Annotated in this window: 16 protein-coding genes; 9 read left to right on the top strand and 7 right to left on the bottom strand. The window is 74.7% G+C overall.

The annotated features are described in order from the left end of the window. Positions 1 to 138 precede the first annotated feature (138 nt). The 4 genes from IE251_RS06255 to IE251_RS06240 all read left to right on the top strand — a co-directional run bounded on the left by IE251_RS06255 (position 139) and on the right by IE251_RS06240 (position 3,762). The gene (locus tag IE251_RS06255; protein ID WP_189752163.1) at positions 139 to 1,527 is read left to right on the top strand and encodes an MFS transporter; all 1,389 of its coding nucleotides are present in this window, start codon (positions 139 to 141) and stop codon (positions 1,525 to 1,527) included. A 141-nt stretch (positions 1,528 to 1,668) separates the two neighbouring features. Continuing rightward, positions 1,669 to 2,166 carry a DUF2771 family protein gene (locus IE251_RS06250; RefSeq protein WP_030779476.1) on the top strand — a complete coding sequence of 166 codons (498 nt, stop codon included), beginning with the start codon at positions 1,669 to 1,671 and terminating at the stop codon, positions 2,164 to 2,166. A gap of 17 nt (positions 2,167 to 2,183) precedes the next feature. Continuing rightward, positions 2,184 to 2,888 carry a futalosine hydrolase gene (locus IE251_RS06245; RefSeq protein ID WP_189751883.1) on the top strand — a complete coding sequence of 235 codons (705 nt, stop codon included), beginning with the start codon at positions 2,184 to 2,186 and terminating at the stop codon, positions 2,886 to 2,888. Further along, entirely contained in the window at positions 2,875 to 3,762 is an 888-nt protein-coding gene (locus IE251_RS06240) for a 1,4-dihydroxy-6-naphtoate synthase (RefSeq protein ID WP_189751882.1), read from the top strand. The genes IE251_RS06245 and IE251_RS06240 overlap by 14 nt, the downstream gene beginning before the upstream one ends. Before the next feature lie 16 nt (positions 3,763 to 3,778). Here the strand turns inward: IE251_RS06240 and IE251_RS41895 are convergent, their stop codons facing one another. Continuing rightward, a complete protein-coding gene (locus IE251_RS41895) occupies positions 3,779 to 4,162 on the bottom strand; it encodes a cold-shock protein (RefSeq protein WP_030779482.1) in 384 nt (127 codons plus the stop codon). 165 nt (positions 4,163 to 4,327) lie between these two features. On the opposite strand from IE251_RS41895, the gene IE251_RS06230 reads away from it, so the two are divergent. Next, on the top strand, positions 4,328 to 4,591 hold the full coding sequence (locus tag IE251_RS06230; protein ID WP_189751881.1) for a hypothetical protein: 264 nt from the start codon (positions 4,328 to 4,330) through the stop codon (positions 4,589 to 4,591). Here IE251_RS06230 and IE251_RS06225 read toward each other — a convergent pair. Together IE251_RS06225 and IE251_RS06220 are read right to left on the bottom strand one after the other, a co-directional pair. Then, positions 4,555 to 5,199: an HAD family hydrolase gene (locus IE251_RS06225; protein ID WP_189751880.1), complete on the bottom strand. Its 645-nt coding sequence runs from the start codon at positions 5,197 to 5,199 to the stop codon at positions 4,555 to 4,557. The genes IE251_RS06230 and IE251_RS06225 overlap by 37 nt on opposite strands. Before the next feature lie 53 nt (positions 5,200 to 5,252). Next, positions 5,253 to 6,311, bottom strand: a complete 1,059-nt coding sequence (locus IE251_RS06220) for a hypothetical protein (protein WP_189751879.1) — start codon at positions 6,309 to 6,311, stop codon at positions 5,253 to 5,255. Between the two features lie 99 nt (positions 6,312 to 6,410). On the opposite strand from IE251_RS06220, the gene IE251_RS06215 reads away from it, so the two are divergent. Further along, positions 6,411 to 9,089: a helicase C-terminal domain-containing protein gene (locus IE251_RS06215; RefSeq protein ID WP_189751878.1), complete on the top strand. Its 2,679-nt coding sequence runs from the start codon at positions 6,411 to 6,413 to the stop codon at positions 9,087 to 9,089. 308 nt (positions 9,090 to 9,397) lie between these two features. Here the strand turns inward: IE251_RS06215 and IE251_RS06210 are convergent, their stop codons facing one another. Continuing rightward, positions 9,398 to 9,934, bottom strand: a complete 537-nt coding sequence (locus IE251_RS06210; RefSeq protein WP_189751877.1) for a hypothetical protein — start codon at positions 9,932 to 9,934, stop codon at positions 9,398 to 9,400. Between the two features lie 139 nt (positions 9,935 to 10,073). On the opposite strand from IE251_RS06210, the gene IE251_RS06205 reads away from it, so the two are divergent. Further along, positions 10,074 to 11,723: a DNA repair helicase XPB gene (locus IE251_RS06205; RefSeq protein WP_189751876.1), complete on the top strand. Its 1,650-nt coding sequence runs from the start codon at positions 10,074 to 10,076 to the stop codon at positions 11,721 to 11,723. Here IE251_RS06205 and IE251_RS06200 read toward each other — a convergent pair. Beyond that, the gene (locus IE251_RS06200; protein WP_373301976.1) at positions 11,675 to 12,796 is read right to left on the bottom strand and encodes a glycosyltransferase 87 family protein; all 1,122 of its coding nucleotides are present in this window, start codon (positions 12,794 to 12,796) and stop codon (positions 11,675 to 11,677) included. The two genes, IE251_RS06205 and IE251_RS06200, sit on opposite strands and share 49 nt — an antisense overlap. A gap of 48 nt (positions 12,797 to 12,844) precedes the next feature. Continuing rightward, positions 12,845 to 13,036, bottom strand: a complete 192-nt coding sequence (locus IE251_RS06195) for a hypothetical protein (protein WP_189751875.1) — start codon at positions 13,034 to 13,036, stop codon at positions 12,845 to 12,847. 406 nt (positions 13,037 to 13,442) lie between these two features. Between IE251_RS06195 and IE251_RS06190 the strand changes: the two genes are divergently transcribed. Together IE251_RS06190 and IE251_RS06185 are read left to right on the top strand one after the other, a co-directional pair. After that, the gene (locus IE251_RS06190; RefSeq protein WP_189751874.1) at positions 13,443 to 15,506 is read left to right on the top strand and encodes a HelD family protein; all 2,064 of its coding nucleotides are present in this window, start codon (positions 13,443 to 13,445) and stop codon (positions 15,504 to 15,506) included. A 42-nt stretch (positions 15,507 to 15,548) separates the two neighbouring features. After that, positions 15,549 to 16,301: an LppU/SCO3897 family protein gene (locus tag IE251_RS06185; RefSeq protein ID WP_229896631.1), complete on the top strand. Its 753-nt coding sequence runs from the start codon at positions 15,549 to 15,551 to the stop codon at positions 16,299 to 16,301. On the opposite strand, the gene IE251_RS06180 is transcribed toward IE251_RS06185, so the two are convergent. Further along, the gene (locus tag IE251_RS06180) at positions 16,298 to 17,002 is read right to left on the bottom strand and encodes a copper homeostasis protein CutC (RefSeq protein WP_189751873.1); all 705 of its coding nucleotides are present in this window, start codon (positions 17,000 to 17,002) and stop codon (positions 16,298 to 16,300) included. The genes IE251_RS06185 and IE251_RS06180 overlap by 4 nt on opposite strands. Between the last annotated feature and the right edge of the window lie 76 nt (positions 17,003 to 17,078).

The following is a 17,078-nucleotide window of genomic DNA, read 5'->3' as shown; positions in this document are numbered from 1 at the left end:
ACAGGCACGCTACACCGGGCGGGATTCGTGCAATTTCCCACCCGGTCCGTACCCGGCCCCCGCACCGTCCGCCGCTCCCTCACGCCGTACGCCGCCGTCCGTGCCGTACCGCACTATCCGGGCCGCTCCCGGGGCACTATGAACGTCGTGGCAGCCACGGGCAAGGCGAGTGGTCGGGGCGGCGGTTCGGGCCGGGTGGGCGGGGCCGTCCGCGCGGTCGGCCGTGCCCTGCACCTTCCGGTCACCGGTACGGCGCGCGGTATCCGCCGGGCCACGCACGCGCACGGCGCGGGCGAGTCGGGCCTCGGCAAGCTGATCGAGCTGCACGCGGTGAACGGCGCCGGGGACGTCATGGTCACCGTGGCGCTGGCGTCGACCGTGTTCTTCTCCGTGCCCACCGACGAGGCGCGCGGCCGGGTCGCGCTGTATCTCGCCATCACCATGGCCCCGTTCACCGTGCTCGCCCCCGTCATCGGACCGCTCCTGGACCGGTTGCCGCACGGGCGGCGGGCCGCGATGGCGGGCGCGATGCTGGCGCGGGCGCTGCTCGCGCTGGTCATCTCGGGGGCGGTGGCGAGCGGCTCGCTGGAGCTGTATCCGGCCGCGCTGGGCGTGCTGGTGGCCTCCAAGGCGTACGGCGTCATCCGCAGTGCCGTCGTGCCGCGACTGCTGCCACGGGGGTTCTCGCTGGTGAAGGCCAACTCCCGGGTCACCCTCGCCGGGCTGCTGGCCACCGGGGCCGCCGCGCCGGTGGCGGCCGGGCTGCACGCGCTCGGCGACCCCTGGCCGCTGTACGGCGCCTTCGTGATCTTCGCTGCCGGGACGTTTCTGTCGTTCTCCCTGCCGCCCAAGGTGGACTCGGCCAAGGGCGAGGACGTGGCGCTGCTCGCGGCCGGCACCCGGCGTCCGCCCGGGGAGCGGGCCAGACGGCCGGGGCTGCGTTCGGTCGGGCCCGCCGTCACCTACGCGCTCGGCGCCAACGCCTCCTTGCGCTGCCTGTCCGGCTTCCTGATCTTCTTCCTGGCCTTCCTGCTGCGCGAGCACCCGCTGGCCGGGCAGAGCGCGGCGGTCTCGCTCGGCATCGTGGGCGTCGCGGCGGGCGCGGGCAACGCGCTGGGGACGGCCGTGGGCGCCTGGCTCAGGTCCCGCGCCCCGGAGATCATCATCGTGACCGTCGTCGCGGTGGTGCTCGGCGTGGCGGTGCTCGGCGGCCTGTTCTTCGGGGTGTTCCCGGTGGCCTGTCTCGCGGCGGTCGCCGGGTGCGCGCAGGCGCTGGGCAAGCTGGCGCTGGACGCGCTGATCCAGCGGGACGTGCCGGAGGCGGTGCGCACCTCGGCGTTCGCCCGCTCGGAGACGCTGTTGCAGATGGCGTGGGTGTTCGGCGGCGCGGTCGGCATCGTGATGCCGCTGGACGGCACGGTGGGGCTGCTGGTCGGCGCCGTCTTCGTGGCCGCCGGCTGGCTGACCACCCTGCGCGGGCTGCTCGCCTCGGCCCGGGGCGGCGGCTGCCCGGCACGCGCGACCTGACGAACCGGCCGCCCGGCACGCGAACCGGCCGCCCGGCGCGCCCGACCCGACGAACCGGCCGCCGGCGCACGTGGCGTAACGAACCGGGCACGCCGTACCCCACGTGGGCGGACGGCTCGGGGCGCCCGATAGCCTTCGGCCATGACCACGCTGCAATCCGCTGTGCGACGCCGCCGCGCCGTCGCCGTTGCCGGCGCCGTTTCCGCCGGACTGCTCGTCCTGTCGGCCTGTGACAAGCCGACCCCCGTCGCGACGATCACCGTCGGTGGGAACTCGGTCAACTCCGAGGCCCTCTGCTACAACGACGGCGACAAGCTGACCGCCGACTCGCTGAAGGACTGCGTCAAGAACTCCGACGACGTGAAGTCGATCGAGGTCGGCCAGGACGCACAGGTCCGCATCGGCGTCGACCCGAAGATCGCGGACGAGGGCTGGTTCGTCCTGGTCAACGGCCGTCCGTTCACCGAGCCCAGCAAGAACACGTACCGCACGATCCCGAGCGGCGCGTTCTTCAGCGCCCAGTACGGCACGCAGGGCGAGACCAACACGCTCACGATCCAGATGGGCCAGAAGGCGAACAAGGGCATGTGGTCCTTCAAGCTGAAGAACGCCGACGAGCTGAAGAAGGCCGAGGGCTGACCACGCCCCCCGTTCCCGTGCTCGTCGCCACCGCGGTCCCCGTCGAGCGGGACGCGGTGGCGAAGGCGCTGCCCGCGCCGGCCGAGGAGGTACGGCTGCCGGGCGCGGCCCTGTGCCGTACCGGCGCGGGCTGGGACCTGCTCGCCGCCGGCGTCGGACCGGCGCTCGCCGCCGCCTCCACCGCCGCCGCGCTGACCGCCGCCGCGCTGGCCGGCCGGCCCTACGGCCTGGTCGTCTCGGCCGGGATCGGCGGCGGTTTCCAGCCCGGCGCGCCCGTCGGCTCGCTCGTCGTCGCCGACGCGATCACGGCGGCCGATCTGGGCGCCGAGACCGCCGACGGCTTCCTGCCGGTCACCGAACTCGGCTTCGGGACCGTCACCCACCACCCACCGGAATCAGCCGTACGAGTCACCGCCGAGGCCCTCGGCGCCCGTACCGGCACCGTCCTGACCGTCTCCACGGTGACCGGCACCGCCGCCCGCGCCGCCGCCCTGCGGGCCCGGCATCCCGGCGCGCTCGCCGAGGGCATGGAGGGGTTCGGGGTGGCGGAGGCCGCCGCCGCGCACGGGGTGCCCGTGCTGGAGATCCGCGCCGTCTCCAACCCGGTGGGGCCCCGGGACCGCGCCGCCTGGCGCATCGGCGACGCCCTCGCCGCCCTCACCGAGGGCTTCGGGAAGCTCGCGCCCGCATTGGAGAGTTGGAACCCACATGACCACCAGTGAGCAGCGGTCCCTGCCGATCGCGTACTCCCCCTGCCCGAACGACACCTTCGTCTTCGACGCCCTCGCCCACGGCCGGGTGCCCGGCGCGCCCGCGCTGGACGTGACGTTCGCCGACATCGACATCACCAACGGCATGGCCGAGCGCGGCGAGCTGGACGTGCTGAAGGTGTCGTACGCCGTGCTGCCGTACGTCCTCGACGAGTACGCGCTGCTGCCGTGCGGCGGCGCGCTGGGGCGGGGCTGCGGGCCGCTGGTGCTCACCCGGGAGGCGGGGGCTGGGGGCACCTCCCACGCTTTCGGCAGTGGGGGACTGACGGGCCGTACGGTCGCGGTGCCGAGCGAGAGGTCGACCGCCTACCTGCTGTTCCGGCTCTGGGCCGCGGACACCCTGCCCGGCGGGGTCGGCGAGATCGTGGTCATGCCGTTCCACGAGATCATGCCGGCCGTGCGGGACGGCAAGGTGGACGCGGGCCTGGTCATCCACGAGGCCCGGTTCACGTACCAGGACTACGGGCTGCACAAGCTCGCCGACATGGGCGAGCACTGGGAGCGGACCACCGGGCTGCCGATCCCGCTGGGCGCGATCATCGCCCGGCGCTCGCTGGGCGCGCAGACGCTCACCCGGCTGGCCGAATCGATCCGTACGTCCGTGCGCATGGCCTGGGACGACCCGGAGGTCTCCCGCCCGTACGTCATGGCGCACGCCCAGGAGATGGACCCGGCCGTCGCCGACCAGCACATCGGGCTGTACGTCAACGAGTTCACGGCGGACCTCGGCGAGGACGGCTACGCGGCGGTCCGCGGGCTGCTCACCCGCGCGGCGGCCGAGGGGCTGCTGCCGCCCCTCGGCCCGAGGGCGCTGGACTTCCCCTGAGGAAGTCCGGGCCGGGTCAGACGTCCAGTTGGTCGGCGACCGCGCGGAGCAGACCGGCGATCTTCTTGCCGGAGGCCTTCTCCGGGTAGCGGCCCTTCTCCAGCATCGGGGTGATGTTCTCGAGAAGGGTCGTCAAATCCTGCACGATCGACGCCAGCTCGTCCGGCTTCTTGCGCTGGGCGGCGGCGACCGAGGGCGTCGGGTCGAGCACGTTCACCGACAGCGCCTGGTCACCGCGCTGACCGGCGACGACCCCGAACTCCACGCGCTGTCCCGGCTTGAGTGAGTCGACTCCGGCGGGGAGAACCGAGGAATGGACGAAGACGTCACCGCCGTCGTCGCGGGAGAGAAAGCCGAAGCCCTTCTCGCTGTTGAACCACTTGACCTTGCCGGTAGGCACGTCTGTCCTCGTCCTCGTACTCGTTGGGAAAACTACTTCGGAAACTGCTCTTGACAGCACTAGAGCGGGTCGACCATGACCCGCCGATACCAAGGCTAATGGTCTTCGGGCGGGTGACAAGACGTTCCCCGGTTGTTCTCTCGCGCAGGGAACTACCCTGGTCCGGTGCGTGACAAAACCCAAGCGAATTCCGCCGCGCCCGGTGACCGACTGATCCGGGCCGGGGCCGTCGTCTTCTTCCTCGGGGCCGTGGCCACCCTGGTCACGGTGGCCCCGCTGTTCCTCGGGGCGAAGCCTTTTCCGACCTACATGTTCGGTCTGAGCATGCTCATGGCCGTCGGATTCCTCATCGCCGGTGCCGGTGTACTGCGCTCGGTCACCGCCGGACGGCGTCAGGCGCGGGAGGCCGCCCCGGGCGCCTCGCGATAGCCGTCCAGCCATTCCGGGAAGGCGCTCAGACCGGCCAGGACGACGTCCGCGCCGGCCGCGCCCAGCTCCTCGGCCGGGCACGGTCCGGTCGCGACGGCGACCGAGAACGCACCCGCGGCGCGGGCCCCGCGGACGTCTCCGACGTGGTCGCCGACGTACACGGACGCGCCGTACTCGCGCAGTGCCTCCGCCTTCTGCTCGGCCCACAGGTCGCCGACGACCACGTCCGGCTCGATGCCGAGGTGGGACAGGTGCAGCTTGGCGTTCGGCTCGTACTTCGCGGTCACCACCATCGTCCGCCCGCCGGCCGCGCGCACCGCGTCCACCGCCTCCCGGGCGCCGGGCATCGCGGGCGACGCGGCGATGGCTATGGAGGGGTACATCGCCCGGTACATCTCGGCCATCTCGGGCACCCGCTCCGGCGGGAACCAGTGGGCCAGCTCCTCCACGAGCGGCGGACCGAGCCGGGTCACCGCCAGATCGGCGTCGATGAACGTGCCGGTTCGCTCCGCCAGGGCGCGGTAACAGGCGCGGATGCCCGGGCGGGAGTCGATGAGGGTCATGTCCAGGTCGAAACCGACGGTCAGGGTGGAGGCCATGGGGGACATTCTGCCGGGTGCGGACGGGAGGACGTCGCGGCCCCGTCACCGCCTCCCCTGCGCTACCCCTTCCGCTGTGAGCGCCACACCAGGTACAGCGCCGAGGCCACCGCCGCGCCCCGGACCACCCACGGCCAGGTGTCGCCGATCGCGTCGCTCATGTGGCCCTGCGGAATCGGGGTGCCCCAGCGGCCGTCGGTGCGGCCCCACAGCCAGAGCAGACCGGCCGCGACCGCCGCGCCGGGCAGGATCATCACGGCCCACTTGGTCTCCGCGGGGGTCAGCCGCCGGGAGCCGTAGGCGATGGCCCAGCCGAGGAGCAGGGCGAACCAGTTGCCGAGGACGGCGCCGGCGACCAGCGCGGCGGCGGCCAGCAGCAGAAGGGGGTTGGACCAGCCGGACAGCGGCCCACGGGCGGCCGCCCCGGCAGCCTCGGCCGGGGCCGCCTTGCCGCGGGCCGGCAGCAGTCCGCGCAGCCGGCGGCGCGGAGCGGGCGCCGGCTCGGCCTCCGGCGTGGCCTCGGTCCCCGAGGGGGCCTTGGGTCCCGGCACGGCCCCGGTCTCGGCGGTGCCCGGTCCGGCCTCCCGCGGGGGGCGTTTGAGCAGCTCCGGGATCTCCACCCCGCCGACGAACCCCGGCACCGGGTCGGCGTCCGCCACCGGACCGCGTACCCGCCACCAGTCGGGCGGTGCCGAGCCGTCGCCGAGTTCGTGCGCGGGGGCGAGGTGCGGCGGGGCCGGCCCGGCCGGTGCCGCGGCGGGCGGCTCGGGCTCGGCGGGGCGCGGGCGCGGTACGGCCCGGCGCAGCCCCCTGGGCCGCTCCCGCCGAGGCGCCTGCTCCTCGGCGGAGGGCTGGGCCGGTACGGCGGTGGCGGGCGGCTGCGGGGCACCGCCGGCCGTGTCCGCCGCCGTGACCACCTCGTCCGGGCTGCCCAGGCGGTCCAGGATGCGGCGGACGGCGGCCGGCGAGTCCACCGTCGCCTTCGCCCGGTGCCGGTCGATCTCGTTGCGCAGCTCCGACACCAGCCGCATGCGTGTCGCCGACGGCAGCTGCCGCTGCTGGGCGATGTCACCGACGCGGCTCAGATACTCGTAGACGACCTGATCGCTCTCGATCCCCACGGAACCCCTCCGGGGTGCGCCGACTTGAAACCCCGGGAGGGACGGTACCGCTTCCCGGTGGATGCCCTCGGCATATGGTTGTCCGCTAACGTTGACCGGATGAGCCCCGAGGCCCACTCAGCCCCTCGGTCCCTCGCGGAGGCACTGCGCGCGCGGGACGACTCCTCCCTCGCCGCGCTGCTACGCAGCCGCCCGGACCTCGTCACCCCCGTGCCCACCGATCTCACCCAGCTCGCCACGCGGGCCGGCACCCGTGCGTCGGTGCTGCGCGCCCTGGAGCGGCTGGACCGGTTCGCGCTCCAGACCGCCGAGGCGCTGGCCGTCGCCCCGGACCCGGCGTCGTACGACACCCTGCTCGGGCTGATGACCGGGGACGCGGGCGACGAGGCCGTGGCCGGCGCGCTGCCGCGGGCCCTTCACGCCCTGCGCGAACAGGCGCTGGTGTGGGGCGGGGACGACCGGCTGCGGCTGGTGCGGACCGCCCGCGAGGTGCTGGCCCCCTCGCCGCAGCACCCGTCCCCGACCGGGCTCGGGCCGACCGTGCAGGAGGCCACCTCGGGCATGTCGCCGGGGCGGATCCAGGAGATCGTGACGACCGCCGGGCTGCCGTCGACGCACGACTCGGTGTCCGCCGTGGCCGCGCTGACCGCCCTGTTCACCCACCGCAAGAAGCTGGCCCGGCTGCTCGCGCAGGCCCCGGAGGCCGCCCGCGAGGTGCTGTCCCGGCTGGTGTGGGGGCCGCCGTACGGGCAGGTCACCGCGGATCCGGCGGCGCATCTGCGCTGGCTGCTGGACCGTGGTCTGCTGCTGCCGACCGCGCCCGGCACGGTCGTGCTGCCCCGCGAGGTCGCGCTGCATCTGCGCGCCGGCCGCGCCCACCGGGCCACCGAGCCGCTGCCGCCCGCCGTGGTACCGGCCGCGTCGCACAGCCCGCAGGTCGTGGACGCCACCGCGGCCGGGCAGGCGTACACCGCGCTGGCCACGGTGGAGGAGCTGCTGAAGGAGTGGGACGAGGGCGGCCCGGCCGTGCTGCGGGCGGGCGGGCTGAGCGTCCGTGACCTGAAGCGGACGGCCGTGGCCCTGGACGTCTCCGAGCCGGTCGCCGCCTTCTGGGTGGAACTGGCGTACGCGGCCGGGCTGATCGCCTCCGACGGCGAGGCCGACGAGCGGTACGCGGCCACCCCCGCCTACGACGAGTGGCTGGAGCAGCCGCCGGCCGAGCGCTGGGTCCGGCTCGCCCAGGCGTGGCTGGCGGCCACCCGGACCCCGGGGCTGGTCGGCGGCCGGGACGCCAAGGACCGGACGCTGTCGGCGCTCGGCCCGGGGCTCGACCGGTCCGCCGCGCCCGAGGTACGGCACCGGGTGCTGTCCCTGCTGGCCGGGCTGGGGGCGGGTGCCGCACCGGACGCCGAGTCGGTGCTGGCCCGGCTGCGCTGGGAACGTCCGCTGCGGGGCGGCCGGCGGGACGGTGAGGAGGGCCGGCGGGACGGCGAGGAGGACCTGCGGTCCCGGCTGGCCCGCTGGACCCTGTCGGAGGCGGAACTGCTGGGCCTGACCGGCCGGGGCGCCCTCTCCGCCCACGGGCGCGCGCTGCTGGGGGCTCCCCCCGCGGCCCGCTCCGGCTCCTCGGCGGCCGAGGCACCGGGACCGGGGTCTTCCACCGCCGGCGGACACGGTGCCGAAGCCACGCAGGCCGACACCACCGGGGCCGGAGCCTCCGGTCACTCCGCCTCCGATGCCTCCGGTCACCGCGCCGCCGGCGGTGCCGGGGACAAGCTGCCCGTGCATCGCCACCGGGTCCCCGACCGGCTCGTGCCGCTGTCCGGGCCCGAGCAGGCCGTCGCGGGGGCCGAGGCGGCGCGGCTGCTCGCGCCGTTGCTGCCCGAACCCCTGGACCATGTGCTGCTCCAGGCCGACCTGACGGCGGTCGCCCCCGGCCCGCTGCGGCGCCCGCTCGCGGACACGCTGGGCGTGCTCGCGGACGTGGAGTCCAAGGGCGGGGCGACCGTGTACCGGTTCACCCCGGCGTCCGTCCGCCGGGCCCTGGACGCCGGCCGGACCGCCGCCGACCTGCACGCCTTCCTCACCGAGCACTCCCGCACCCCCGTGCCGCAGCCGCTCGCCTATCTGATCGACGACGTGGCCCGCAGGCACGGCCATCTGCGGGTCGGTGCCGCCTCGGCGTACGTCCGCTGCGACGACGACGCCCTGCTGAACGAGATCCTCGCCGACAAGCGCGCCGCCGCCCTGCGGCTGCGCCGCCTCGCCCCGACCGTGCTGGCCGCGCCGACCGACCCGGCGACGCTGCTGGAGGGGCTGCGCGCGATGGGCTACGCGCCCGCCGCCGAGTCCGCCGAGGGCGATGTGCTGATCGCCCGCGCCCACGCGCACCGGACCCCGCCGCGCGCCGCGCCCGAACCGGTGCCGGACGGGCCGCCGGCGCCCGACGCCACGCTGCTCACGGCGGCGATCCGCGCGATCCGGGCCGGTGATCTGGCCGCCACCACCCCGCGCAAGCCCGTCGGCGAGCCCCTGGCGGGCGGCGAGCTGCCCCGCACCTCCTCCGCCGAGACCCTGGCCACCGTGCAGGCCGCCGTCCTGACCGGCGACTCCCTGTGGATCGGCTACGTCAACGCCGAGGGCGCCGCCAGCCAGCGGGTCATCTCGCCGGTCCGGGTGGAGGGCGGCTTCGTCACGGCGTACGACCACACGGCGGACGAGATCCGGACGTACCCCCTGCACCGGATCACGGGAGTGGCCGAACTGGCGGAGGACTGAGCCGCCACCGTCGACGCCCCGCCGCCCAGGTCCCGGGCCGCCGACGCGTCCGCCCCGGCGGCCCGGGACCGGCGCACCCGGCCCGGCAGTCCGGGACCGACCCACTCGGCCCGGCAGCCCCTTCCCGGACGCCGAACCCGGCACCCCCGCCACACCCACCGACCCGGGCAGCCCCGCCGCACGCTCCACACCTGGCAGCCGCGCCCCGCAGGCCCGGTCGGCGCGCCGACCCCACGAGCCCCGGCCGGGCACCGCTCCCGCCCCGTACGGCCGACCCCGCGGCCCCCGGCAGCCCCCGTCCCGCCCCCTCAGCAGTCCCCGACCGGAGTGTCCTCGCGCAGGCCGTAGCGGGTGCGGGCCGCGTTCTCCAGGGGGGCGGAGGAGATCTGGTCGCGCAGGGCGAGCGTGCGGCGGCCGAAGTGGGACTCGGTCCAGTCCGCGTGGCCCGCGCCGTCGGGAGCCTGCTCGCGGGAGACCACCCGGTAGCGGCCGTCGGCGGCCCGCGCCAGCCGCAGCACCTGCGGGACCCGTCCGCCGCCGCACTCCACCAGGCCGCCGTCGCGCACCCCGTACTCGACGCACAGCGTGTCGACGCCCGCCCGGACCTCGTCCCCGTGCCGCTCCAGGCCGACCGGCTCGGCCCGGCAGAACCAGTGCGCGTCCAGCGCGGGCACCTCCTCGCCGTACCCGGTGCCCCGCTGCTCCGCCGCCAGCCGGGCCTCGATCACCGGCCGGACCTCCTCCCACAGCCGGGCATCGACCTGCCCCGGCCGCATGGCCCAGACACCGCTGCCCACCAGCACCACCACGGCCCCCGCGCCGGTCGCCCATCTGACCGCTGCCATTCCACGCCCTCCCCTCGGCCCCCGCCGCAGGCGTAGACCCACGGGGGCGGGACGAGGTTGCATAGCGCACGGCCTCGGGACAAACCCGCTCGATGAGGCACACTGGACGTTTGGCCGTTGTGGAAAGGGTGTGCCGCGCGTGAATGGTCCACTGATCGTCCAGTCCGACAAGACCCTGCTGCTGGAAGTCGACCACGAACGGGCCGACGACTGCCGGCGGGCCATCGCGCCCTTCGCCGAGCTGGAGCGGGCGCCCGAGCACATCCACACCTACCGGGTCACCCCGCTCGGCCTGTGGAACGCGCGCGCCGCCGGGCACGACGCCGAGCAGGTCGTGGACGCCCTGGTGCAGTACAGCCGCTATCCCGTGCCGCACGCGCTGCTCGTGGACATCGCCGAGACGATGGACCGCTACGGCCGGCTCACCCTCAGCAAGCACCCCGCGCACGGCCTCGTGCTGACCACCACCGACCGGCCGGTGCTGGAGGAGGTGCTGAAGTCCAAGCGGATCGCCCCGCTGGTCGGCGCCCGGATCGACCCGGACACGGTCGTCGTGCACCCCTCCGAGCGCGGGCAGATCAAGCAGACGCTGCTGAAGCTGGGCTGGCCGGCCGAGGACCTCGCCGGCTACGTCGACGGCGAGGCGCACCCCATCGAGCTGCTGGAGGACGGCTGGGCGCTGCGCCCCTACCAGAAGCAGGCCGTGGAGAACTTCTGGCACGGCGGCAGCGGTGTGGTCGTCCTTCCTTGCGGCGCCGGGAAGACGCTGGTCGGCGCCGGGTCCATGGCCCAGGCGAAGTCGACCACGCTGATCCTCGTCACCAACACCGTCTCCGCCCGGCAGTGGAAGCACGAGCTGGTGAAGCGGACCTCGCTGACCGAGGACGAGATCGGCGAGTACAGCGGCACCAAGAAGGAGATCCGGCCGGTCACCATCGCCACCTACCAGGTGCTGACGACCAAGCGGAAGGGCGTCTACCCGCACCTGGAGCTGTTCGACTCCCGGGACTGGGGGCTGATCGTCTACGACGAGGTGCATCTGCTGCCCGCGCCCGTCTTCAAGTTCACCGCCGACCTCCAGGCGCGCCGCCGGCTGGGGCTCACGGCCACCCTGGTGCGCGAGGACGGCCGGGAGTCGGACGTGTTCTCCCTCATCGGGCCCAAGCGGTTCGACGCGCCGTGGAAGGAGATCGAGGCGCAGGGCTATATCGCGCCCGCCGACTGTGTCGAGGTCCGGGTGAACCTGACCGACTCCGAGCGGCTGGCGTACGCGACGGCCGAGGCGGAGGAGAAGTACCGCTTCTGCGCGACCACCGCGACCAAGCGGAAGGTCACCGAGGCGATCGTCCGCCGGTTCGCGGGGCAGCAGGTCCTGGTCATCGGCCAGTACATCGACCAGCTGGACGAGCTGGGTGAGCATCTGAACGCTCCTGTCATCAAGGGGGAGACCTCCAACGCCCAGCGCGAGAAGCTCTTCGACGCCTTCCGTGAGGGCGAGATCAGCGTGCTGGTGGTGTCGAAGGTCGCGAACTTCTCCATCGACCTGCCCGAGGCCACGGTCGCCATCCAGGTGTCCGGCACCTTCGGCTCCCGCCAGGAGGAGGCCCAGCGGCTCGGCCGGGTGCTGCGCCCCAAGGCCGACGGCCACCAGGCGCACTTCTACTCGGTGGTCGCCCGCGACACCATCGACCAGGACTTCGCCGCGCACCGGCAGCGGTTCCTGGCCGAGCAGGGCTACGCCTACCGGATCGTGGACGCCGACGAGATCCTGGCGGAGGGCGCGGCCTGACGCTCCGGGCGGCGGACCGCCGCCCCCGCCAGCAGGACGAGCACCAGCAGCGGGTACGGGGACGCCGCCGGCTGCTGCCACCACGGCAGGTGCAGGTCCCGGTCGCCGGCGTGCGGGACGAGCCACAGCGTGCGGGCGGTGAAGACCGCCGCCGTGACGGCCGCCGCCCACCGGTGGCCGTCGCCCAGCAGCACCGCGAGCAGCGGCACGCACCACACCCAGTGGTGGGACCAGCTGATCGGGCAGACCAGCAGGGCCGTGCACGCGGTGAGCAGGATGCCGTGCCGCTCCTGCCGGGCGCGGGCCGCGAGCCACAGGCCGACGGCACCGGTGGCCAGCGCCGGCAGCACCCAGCCGAGGCCCGGCGCGGGATCGCCGAGCATCCGCGCGATCAGCCCCTGGAGGGACTGGTTGTCCACGATCCAGACCTTGCCGACCCGGCCGGTCTCCCACAGCCGCCGGGTCCAGAAGGAGACGCTCGCCGAGGGCAGCAGCACGGCGCCGCACGCGACCGTCCCCGCGAAGGCCGCGAGCGCGGTCGCCGCCTCCCGTGTCCGGCCGCGCAGCAGCAGCCAGGCCACGAACACGGCCGGGGTGAGTTTGATCCCGGCCGCGATCCCCAGGGCCGCTCCCGCCCACCGGGCGCCCGGGGGGCGGGTCAGGTCCCACAGGGTCAGGCAGGCGACGGCCAGGTTGACCTGGCCGAACAGCAGGGTCTGGAAGACCGGTTCGAGCCAGAGGGCGAGGGCGGTGGCGGCGCAGACCACCGGCGGGGCCGGGGTGCGCCGGGCCAGGCGGGCGGACAGGACGACGAGGACGGCGAGCAGGAGCACGTTGGCCGCGAGGAACGCCGTCTTCAGGACGGGAACGGGGAGCCAGGCCGCCGGGACGAACAGGATCGCGGCGAAGGGCGGGTAGGTCGCGGGGAGCCGCCACTCGGTGACGGTGAAGCCGTACAGGTCGGTGCCGTGGGCCACGGCGGCGCCCTCGGCGCGGTAGACGAGGAGGTCGGCCATGGGCGCGCCGCGCAGGGCGCAGAGCGTGCCGAAGGCGGCGAGGGAGAGGGCGAGCAGGATCAGGGCCGGGGCCGTCCGTTTCCGCACGGAGCCGACCCTATGTCGTCATCTGCGGCGTATGCCCGCTTCCTCGCCGTACTCGCCGTACTCGCCGAGGATGACGACGCTGAACGCGGCCTCGGCGAACACCTTGACGGCGCGCAGGGCGTCGCCCAGCGGGTGGTGGCGGGTGCCGTCCAGGACGGTGGCGCCGGACGGCGGCCGGAAGGGGGCGGGAGTGAGGGTCACTGCGCTCATGTCCCCATGGTGGATCGCCGGGCACCTCCGGCACATCGGCCCCCGGGTCCAGTTTCCGGCCGCCCCGCGTAGGCCCCCGGGTGGAGGCCACCCCTGAGACCGAGCGGCCCGTATCCCCTAGGGGACGGGCAGGCCGGGGACGCGGGAGCAGCGGGAGACCCCGGGAAACGGCCGAGCGAACCACGCGGAGAACGCCCGGCGCACGGACCACGAACGGCCGGCGCACGGACCACGAACGGCCCGCGCACGGACCACGAACGGCCGGGCCCGGAAATTCGTTGGACGTTTCCCGGCGCCCCGCCTAAGATCTCCGCCCTTGCCGCCTCCCCCACGGAGTGCCGCCGTCCGGCCGGAAACCGGGCGGCATCGTCGTAGCCCATGCAGCAGGCCCACCGGAGGCACCCCCTTGTCCACGCCCGCCCACGACCCGCTCGACGACCCCCTGGCCCGGGAGCGCGCCCACCTCGCCGCCTCCCGTGCCGCCCTGCGCGCCATGCGCGAGGACGTCGAGGCACTCGACATCCGCGACGTCACCGCGAACTGGGTCAACGCCGAGGTCCTCACCCGCCAGATCGACGAGCGCATCAAGGCGCTGGCCGACCTCAGCGACACCCCCCTGTTCTTCGGCCGCCTGGACTACCTGCACGCGCCGGGCGCCGAGCAGGCCGAGGGCGCCGGGGGCGAGCGGTTCTACATCGGGCGGCGGCATGTGCACGACGCCGACGGCGACCCCATGGTCATCGACTGGCGCGCACCGGTGTCGCAGCCGTTCTACCGGGCGTCGAAGAAGAACCCCATGGACGTCGGGCTGCGCCGGCGCTTCGGCTACACCGGCGGCGACCTGACCGCGTACGAGGACGAGCACCTGTCCGACCCGGCGGAGGCCGCCGCCACCAGCAAGCTGCTCCAGCAGGAGATCGAACGGCCGCGCGTGGGCCCCATGCGGGACATCGTCGCCACCATCCAGCCGGAGCAGGACGAGATCGTCCGGTCCGGTCTGTCCGGGACGGTCTGTGTGCAGGGTGGTCCGGGCACCGGGAAGACCGCCGTCGGCCTGCACCGGGTCGCGTATCTGCTGTACGCCCACCGGGAGCGGCTGGCCCGCACCGGCACCCTGGTCATCGGGCCGAACCGGTCCTTCCTGCACTACATCGAGCAGGTGCTGCCCGCGCTGGGCGAGCTGACCGTGCGGCAGGCGACGGTGGACGACCTGGTAGCCCATGTGGAGGTGCGCGGCACGGACGAGGCCGCCGCGGCGATCGTCAAGGGCGACGCCCGGATGGCCGAGGTGCTCCGGCGGGCCCTGTACGCGCACGTGACCCCTCCCACCGAGCCGGTCGTGGTCGTGCGCGGCTCCCGGCGCTGGCGGATCCCGGCGTACGAACTGGAGGAGATCACCGCCGAGTTGCTCGCCCGGGACATCCGTTACGGCGCGGCCCGGGAGGCGCTGCCGCAGCGCATCGCGCACGCGGTGCTGGTGCGGATGGAGCAGGCCGGGGAGGCCCCGGACGACCGGGTGCAGGACGCGGTGGCCCGCAACAGCGCGGTGAAGGCGGCCGTGAAGGCGATCTGGCCGGCCGTGGACCCGGCGAAGCTGGTGCTGCGGCTGCTGTCGGACGCGGAGTTCCTCGCCGAGCACGCCGCGGGGATCCTGGACGAGGACGAGCAGAAGACGATCCTGTGGACCAGGCCGGCCCGCAGCGTGAAGTCGGCCAAGTGGTCGGCGGCGGACGCCGTGCTGATCGACGAGGCGGCCGATCTGATCCAGCGCACGCACTCGCTGGGGCACGTGGTGCTGGACGAGGCGCAGGACCTGTCCCCCATGCAGTACCGGGCCGTCGGCCGCCGCTGCACCACCGGCAGTGCCACCGTGCTGGGCGACCTGGCGCAGGGCACGACCCCGTGGGCGACCCGCAGTTGGGCGGAGGCGCTCGCGCACCTGGGCAAGCCGGAGGGTGCGGTGGAGGAGCTGACGGCCGGTTTCCGCGTGCCGACGGACGTCATCGCGTACGCCTCCCGGCTGCTGCCGCACATCGCGCCCGGGCTCACCCCGGTCGCCTCGGTCCGGGAGAACCCCGGCTTCTTCGAGGTGCGTACGGCGACCGGGGCGGCCGATGTGGTCGATGCCTGCGCGCTGCTGCTGCGCAACGAGGGCTCGACGGGTCTGATCGCCGCCGACGCCCGGATCCCGGAGCTGGCCGAGGCCCTGACGGCCGCCGGCATCTCCTATCTCGCGCCCGGTGAGGAGACCACCCGCGAGACCCGGCTGACCCTGGTCCCGGCCTCGCTCGCCAAGGGCCTGGAGTACGACTACGTGGTGCTGGACGAGCCGCGGGCCGTGGTGGACGGCGAGCCGGACGAGCGCACCGGGCTGCGGCGGCTGTACGTGGCGCTGACCCGGGCGGTGTCGGGCCTGATCGTGACGCACGCGGCACCGCTCCCCCCGCAGCTCGCCGAGCGGAACGCGTAGGGTGCTGATCCGTTCCGGCATGTCCCCCTGGAGAGGCCCCCGTTGAGCACGCCGTACCCCCACTCCCCGTATCCCGCGTACCCGTACCAGCAGCCCGGGGCGCCGTACCCGCCCGTCCCCGGGACGGCGTGCGAGGTGTGCGGGGCGATGCCCGCCGCGCCGGTGACGGTGCGCGGGCACCAGGGCATGGTGGTGATGATGCGGCTGCTGCGGCGGCGGGACACGCTGTGCCGCACCTGCGCGCTGGCCGTGTTCCGCCGGATGCAGCGGGACACCCTGGTACGGGGCTGGTGGGGGCCGCTGTCGGTGTTGATCACGCCGGCCACCCTGCTGCTCAACCTCGGTGCGCTGGCCCGGATCCGGAAGCTGCCGGCACCGGCCACGGCCGCCTGGCGCCCGCCGCTGGACCCCGGCCGACCGCTGCTGCGGCGGCCGGCCGTGCTGCTCCCGCTCGCCGTCCTGGCCGCGCTGGTGATCGCCGTGCCCGTCCTGCTCGCGGCCGGCGGCTCCGACGAGCCGTCCCGGGTGCGCTTCCAGCCCCGGAAGAACACCGAGCCGCTCTCGGTCGGGGCGTGCGCGCACAACGACCGCGAGTGGCCCCACCAGGACCTCAGGAACGTGCCCTGCGACTCGCCGGACGCCCAGTACCTGGTCACCGAGCAGCACAACGGGTACTGCGCGGACGGCGACTACTACGCCTACCTCCAGTACAGCGCGAACGGCACGACCCCGCTGTGCCTGCACCCGGTGCGGAAGCAGCCGGCGTCGTCCCCGTCCGGCGCGGTGCGGGACTAGGCCCTGTCGTCGTCCCCGTCCAGCGCGGTACGCCACTGGGCGACCACCTCCGCCGAGACCGGCCCCCGCCAGCCGGCGGGGCGGGCCGCGCCGCCGATGTGGAACGCGTCGATCCCGCCCTCGCGGAGCCGGGCCACATGGTCGAGGCGCAGCCCGCCGCCGACCATGATCTGCTGCTCGTAGCCCGGGCCGCCGCCCTGCGCCGCCTCGGCGAGCAGCGTGGGCAGGCCGTCGTCCACGCCGGAGGCGGCGCCCGCGGTGAGGTAGGTGTCCAGGCCGGGCAGGTCGGCGAGCTGCTTGCGCAGGGCGTCCCGGTCGGCGGCCCGGTCGATCGCCCGGTGGAAGGTCCACGGGCAGCCGTCAAGCGCGTCGACGACCCGCTCCACTGCGGCCACGTCGGCGCCGCCGTCCTCGGCGAGGAACCCGAGCACGAACTGGTCGGCGCCGGCCTCCCGCAGCTCGCCGGCCAGGCCGACCAGCCGGTCCAGGTCGCCGGCCGCGAAGCCGCCCGCGATGCGGAGCATCACGCGCAGGTCGATGTCGACGGCGGCGCGGATCGCGGCGACGGTGGCGGGCGCGGGGGTGAGCCCGTCGGCCGCCATCTCGGTGACCAGCTCCAGCCGGTCCGCGCCTCCGGCCTGGGCGGCGACCGCGTCCTCGAGGTCGAGGGCGATCACCTCCAGGACTGCACGCTTGCTCATGGCACCCCATTCATCGGCATTCGTCGGGCGACTACAGGTCTAGTCCAATTCAAGAGTATGCCCGTCCCCCGGCGCC

It is taken from the genome of Streptomyces eurythermus (assembly GCF_014649115.1).
GTDB classification, from domain to species: domain Bacteria; phylum Actinomycetota; class Actinomycetes; order Streptomycetales; family Streptomycetaceae; genus Streptomyces; species Streptomyces eurythermus.
The sequence above is the reverse complement of the archived record's forward strand: the minus strand, read 5'-3'. Positions and strand labels throughout refer to the sequence as shown.

Bases quoted from the DNA above. Each gene is read 5' to 3' on its own strand.
- IE251_RS06240 (WP_189751882.1), top strand. From the start codon at position 2,875: ATGACCACCAGTGAGCAGCGGTCCCTGCCGATCGCGTACTCCCCCTGC.
- IE251_RS06210 (WP_189751877.1), bottom strand. From the start codon at position 9,934: ATGGCAGCGGTCAGATGGGCGACCGGCGCGGGGGCCGTGGTGGTGCTG.
- IE251_RS06195 (WP_189751875.1), bottom strand. From the start codon at position 13,036: ATGAGCGCAGTGACCCTCACTCCCGCCCCCTTCCGGCCGCCGTCCGGC.
- IE251_RS06215 (WP_189751878.1), top strand. From the start codon at position 6,411: ATGAGCCCCGAGGCCCACTCAGCCCCTCGGTCCCTCGCGGAGGCACTG.
- IE251_RS06255 (WP_189752163.1), top strand. From the start codon at position 139: ATGAACGTCGTGGCAGCCACGGGCAAGGCGAGTGGTCGGGGCGGCGGT.
- IE251_RS06225 (WP_189751880.1), bottom strand. From the start codon at position 5,199: ATGTCCCCCATGGCCTCCACCCTGACCGTCGGTTTCGACCTGGACATG.
- IE251_RS06180 (WP_189751873.1), bottom strand. From the start codon at position 17,002: ATGAGCAAGCGTGCAGTCCTGGAGGTGATCGCCCTCGACCTCGAGGAC.
- IE251_RS06250 (WP_030779476.1), top strand. From the start codon at position 1,669: ATGACCACGCTGCAATCCGCTGTGCGACGCCGCCGCGCCGTCGCCGTT.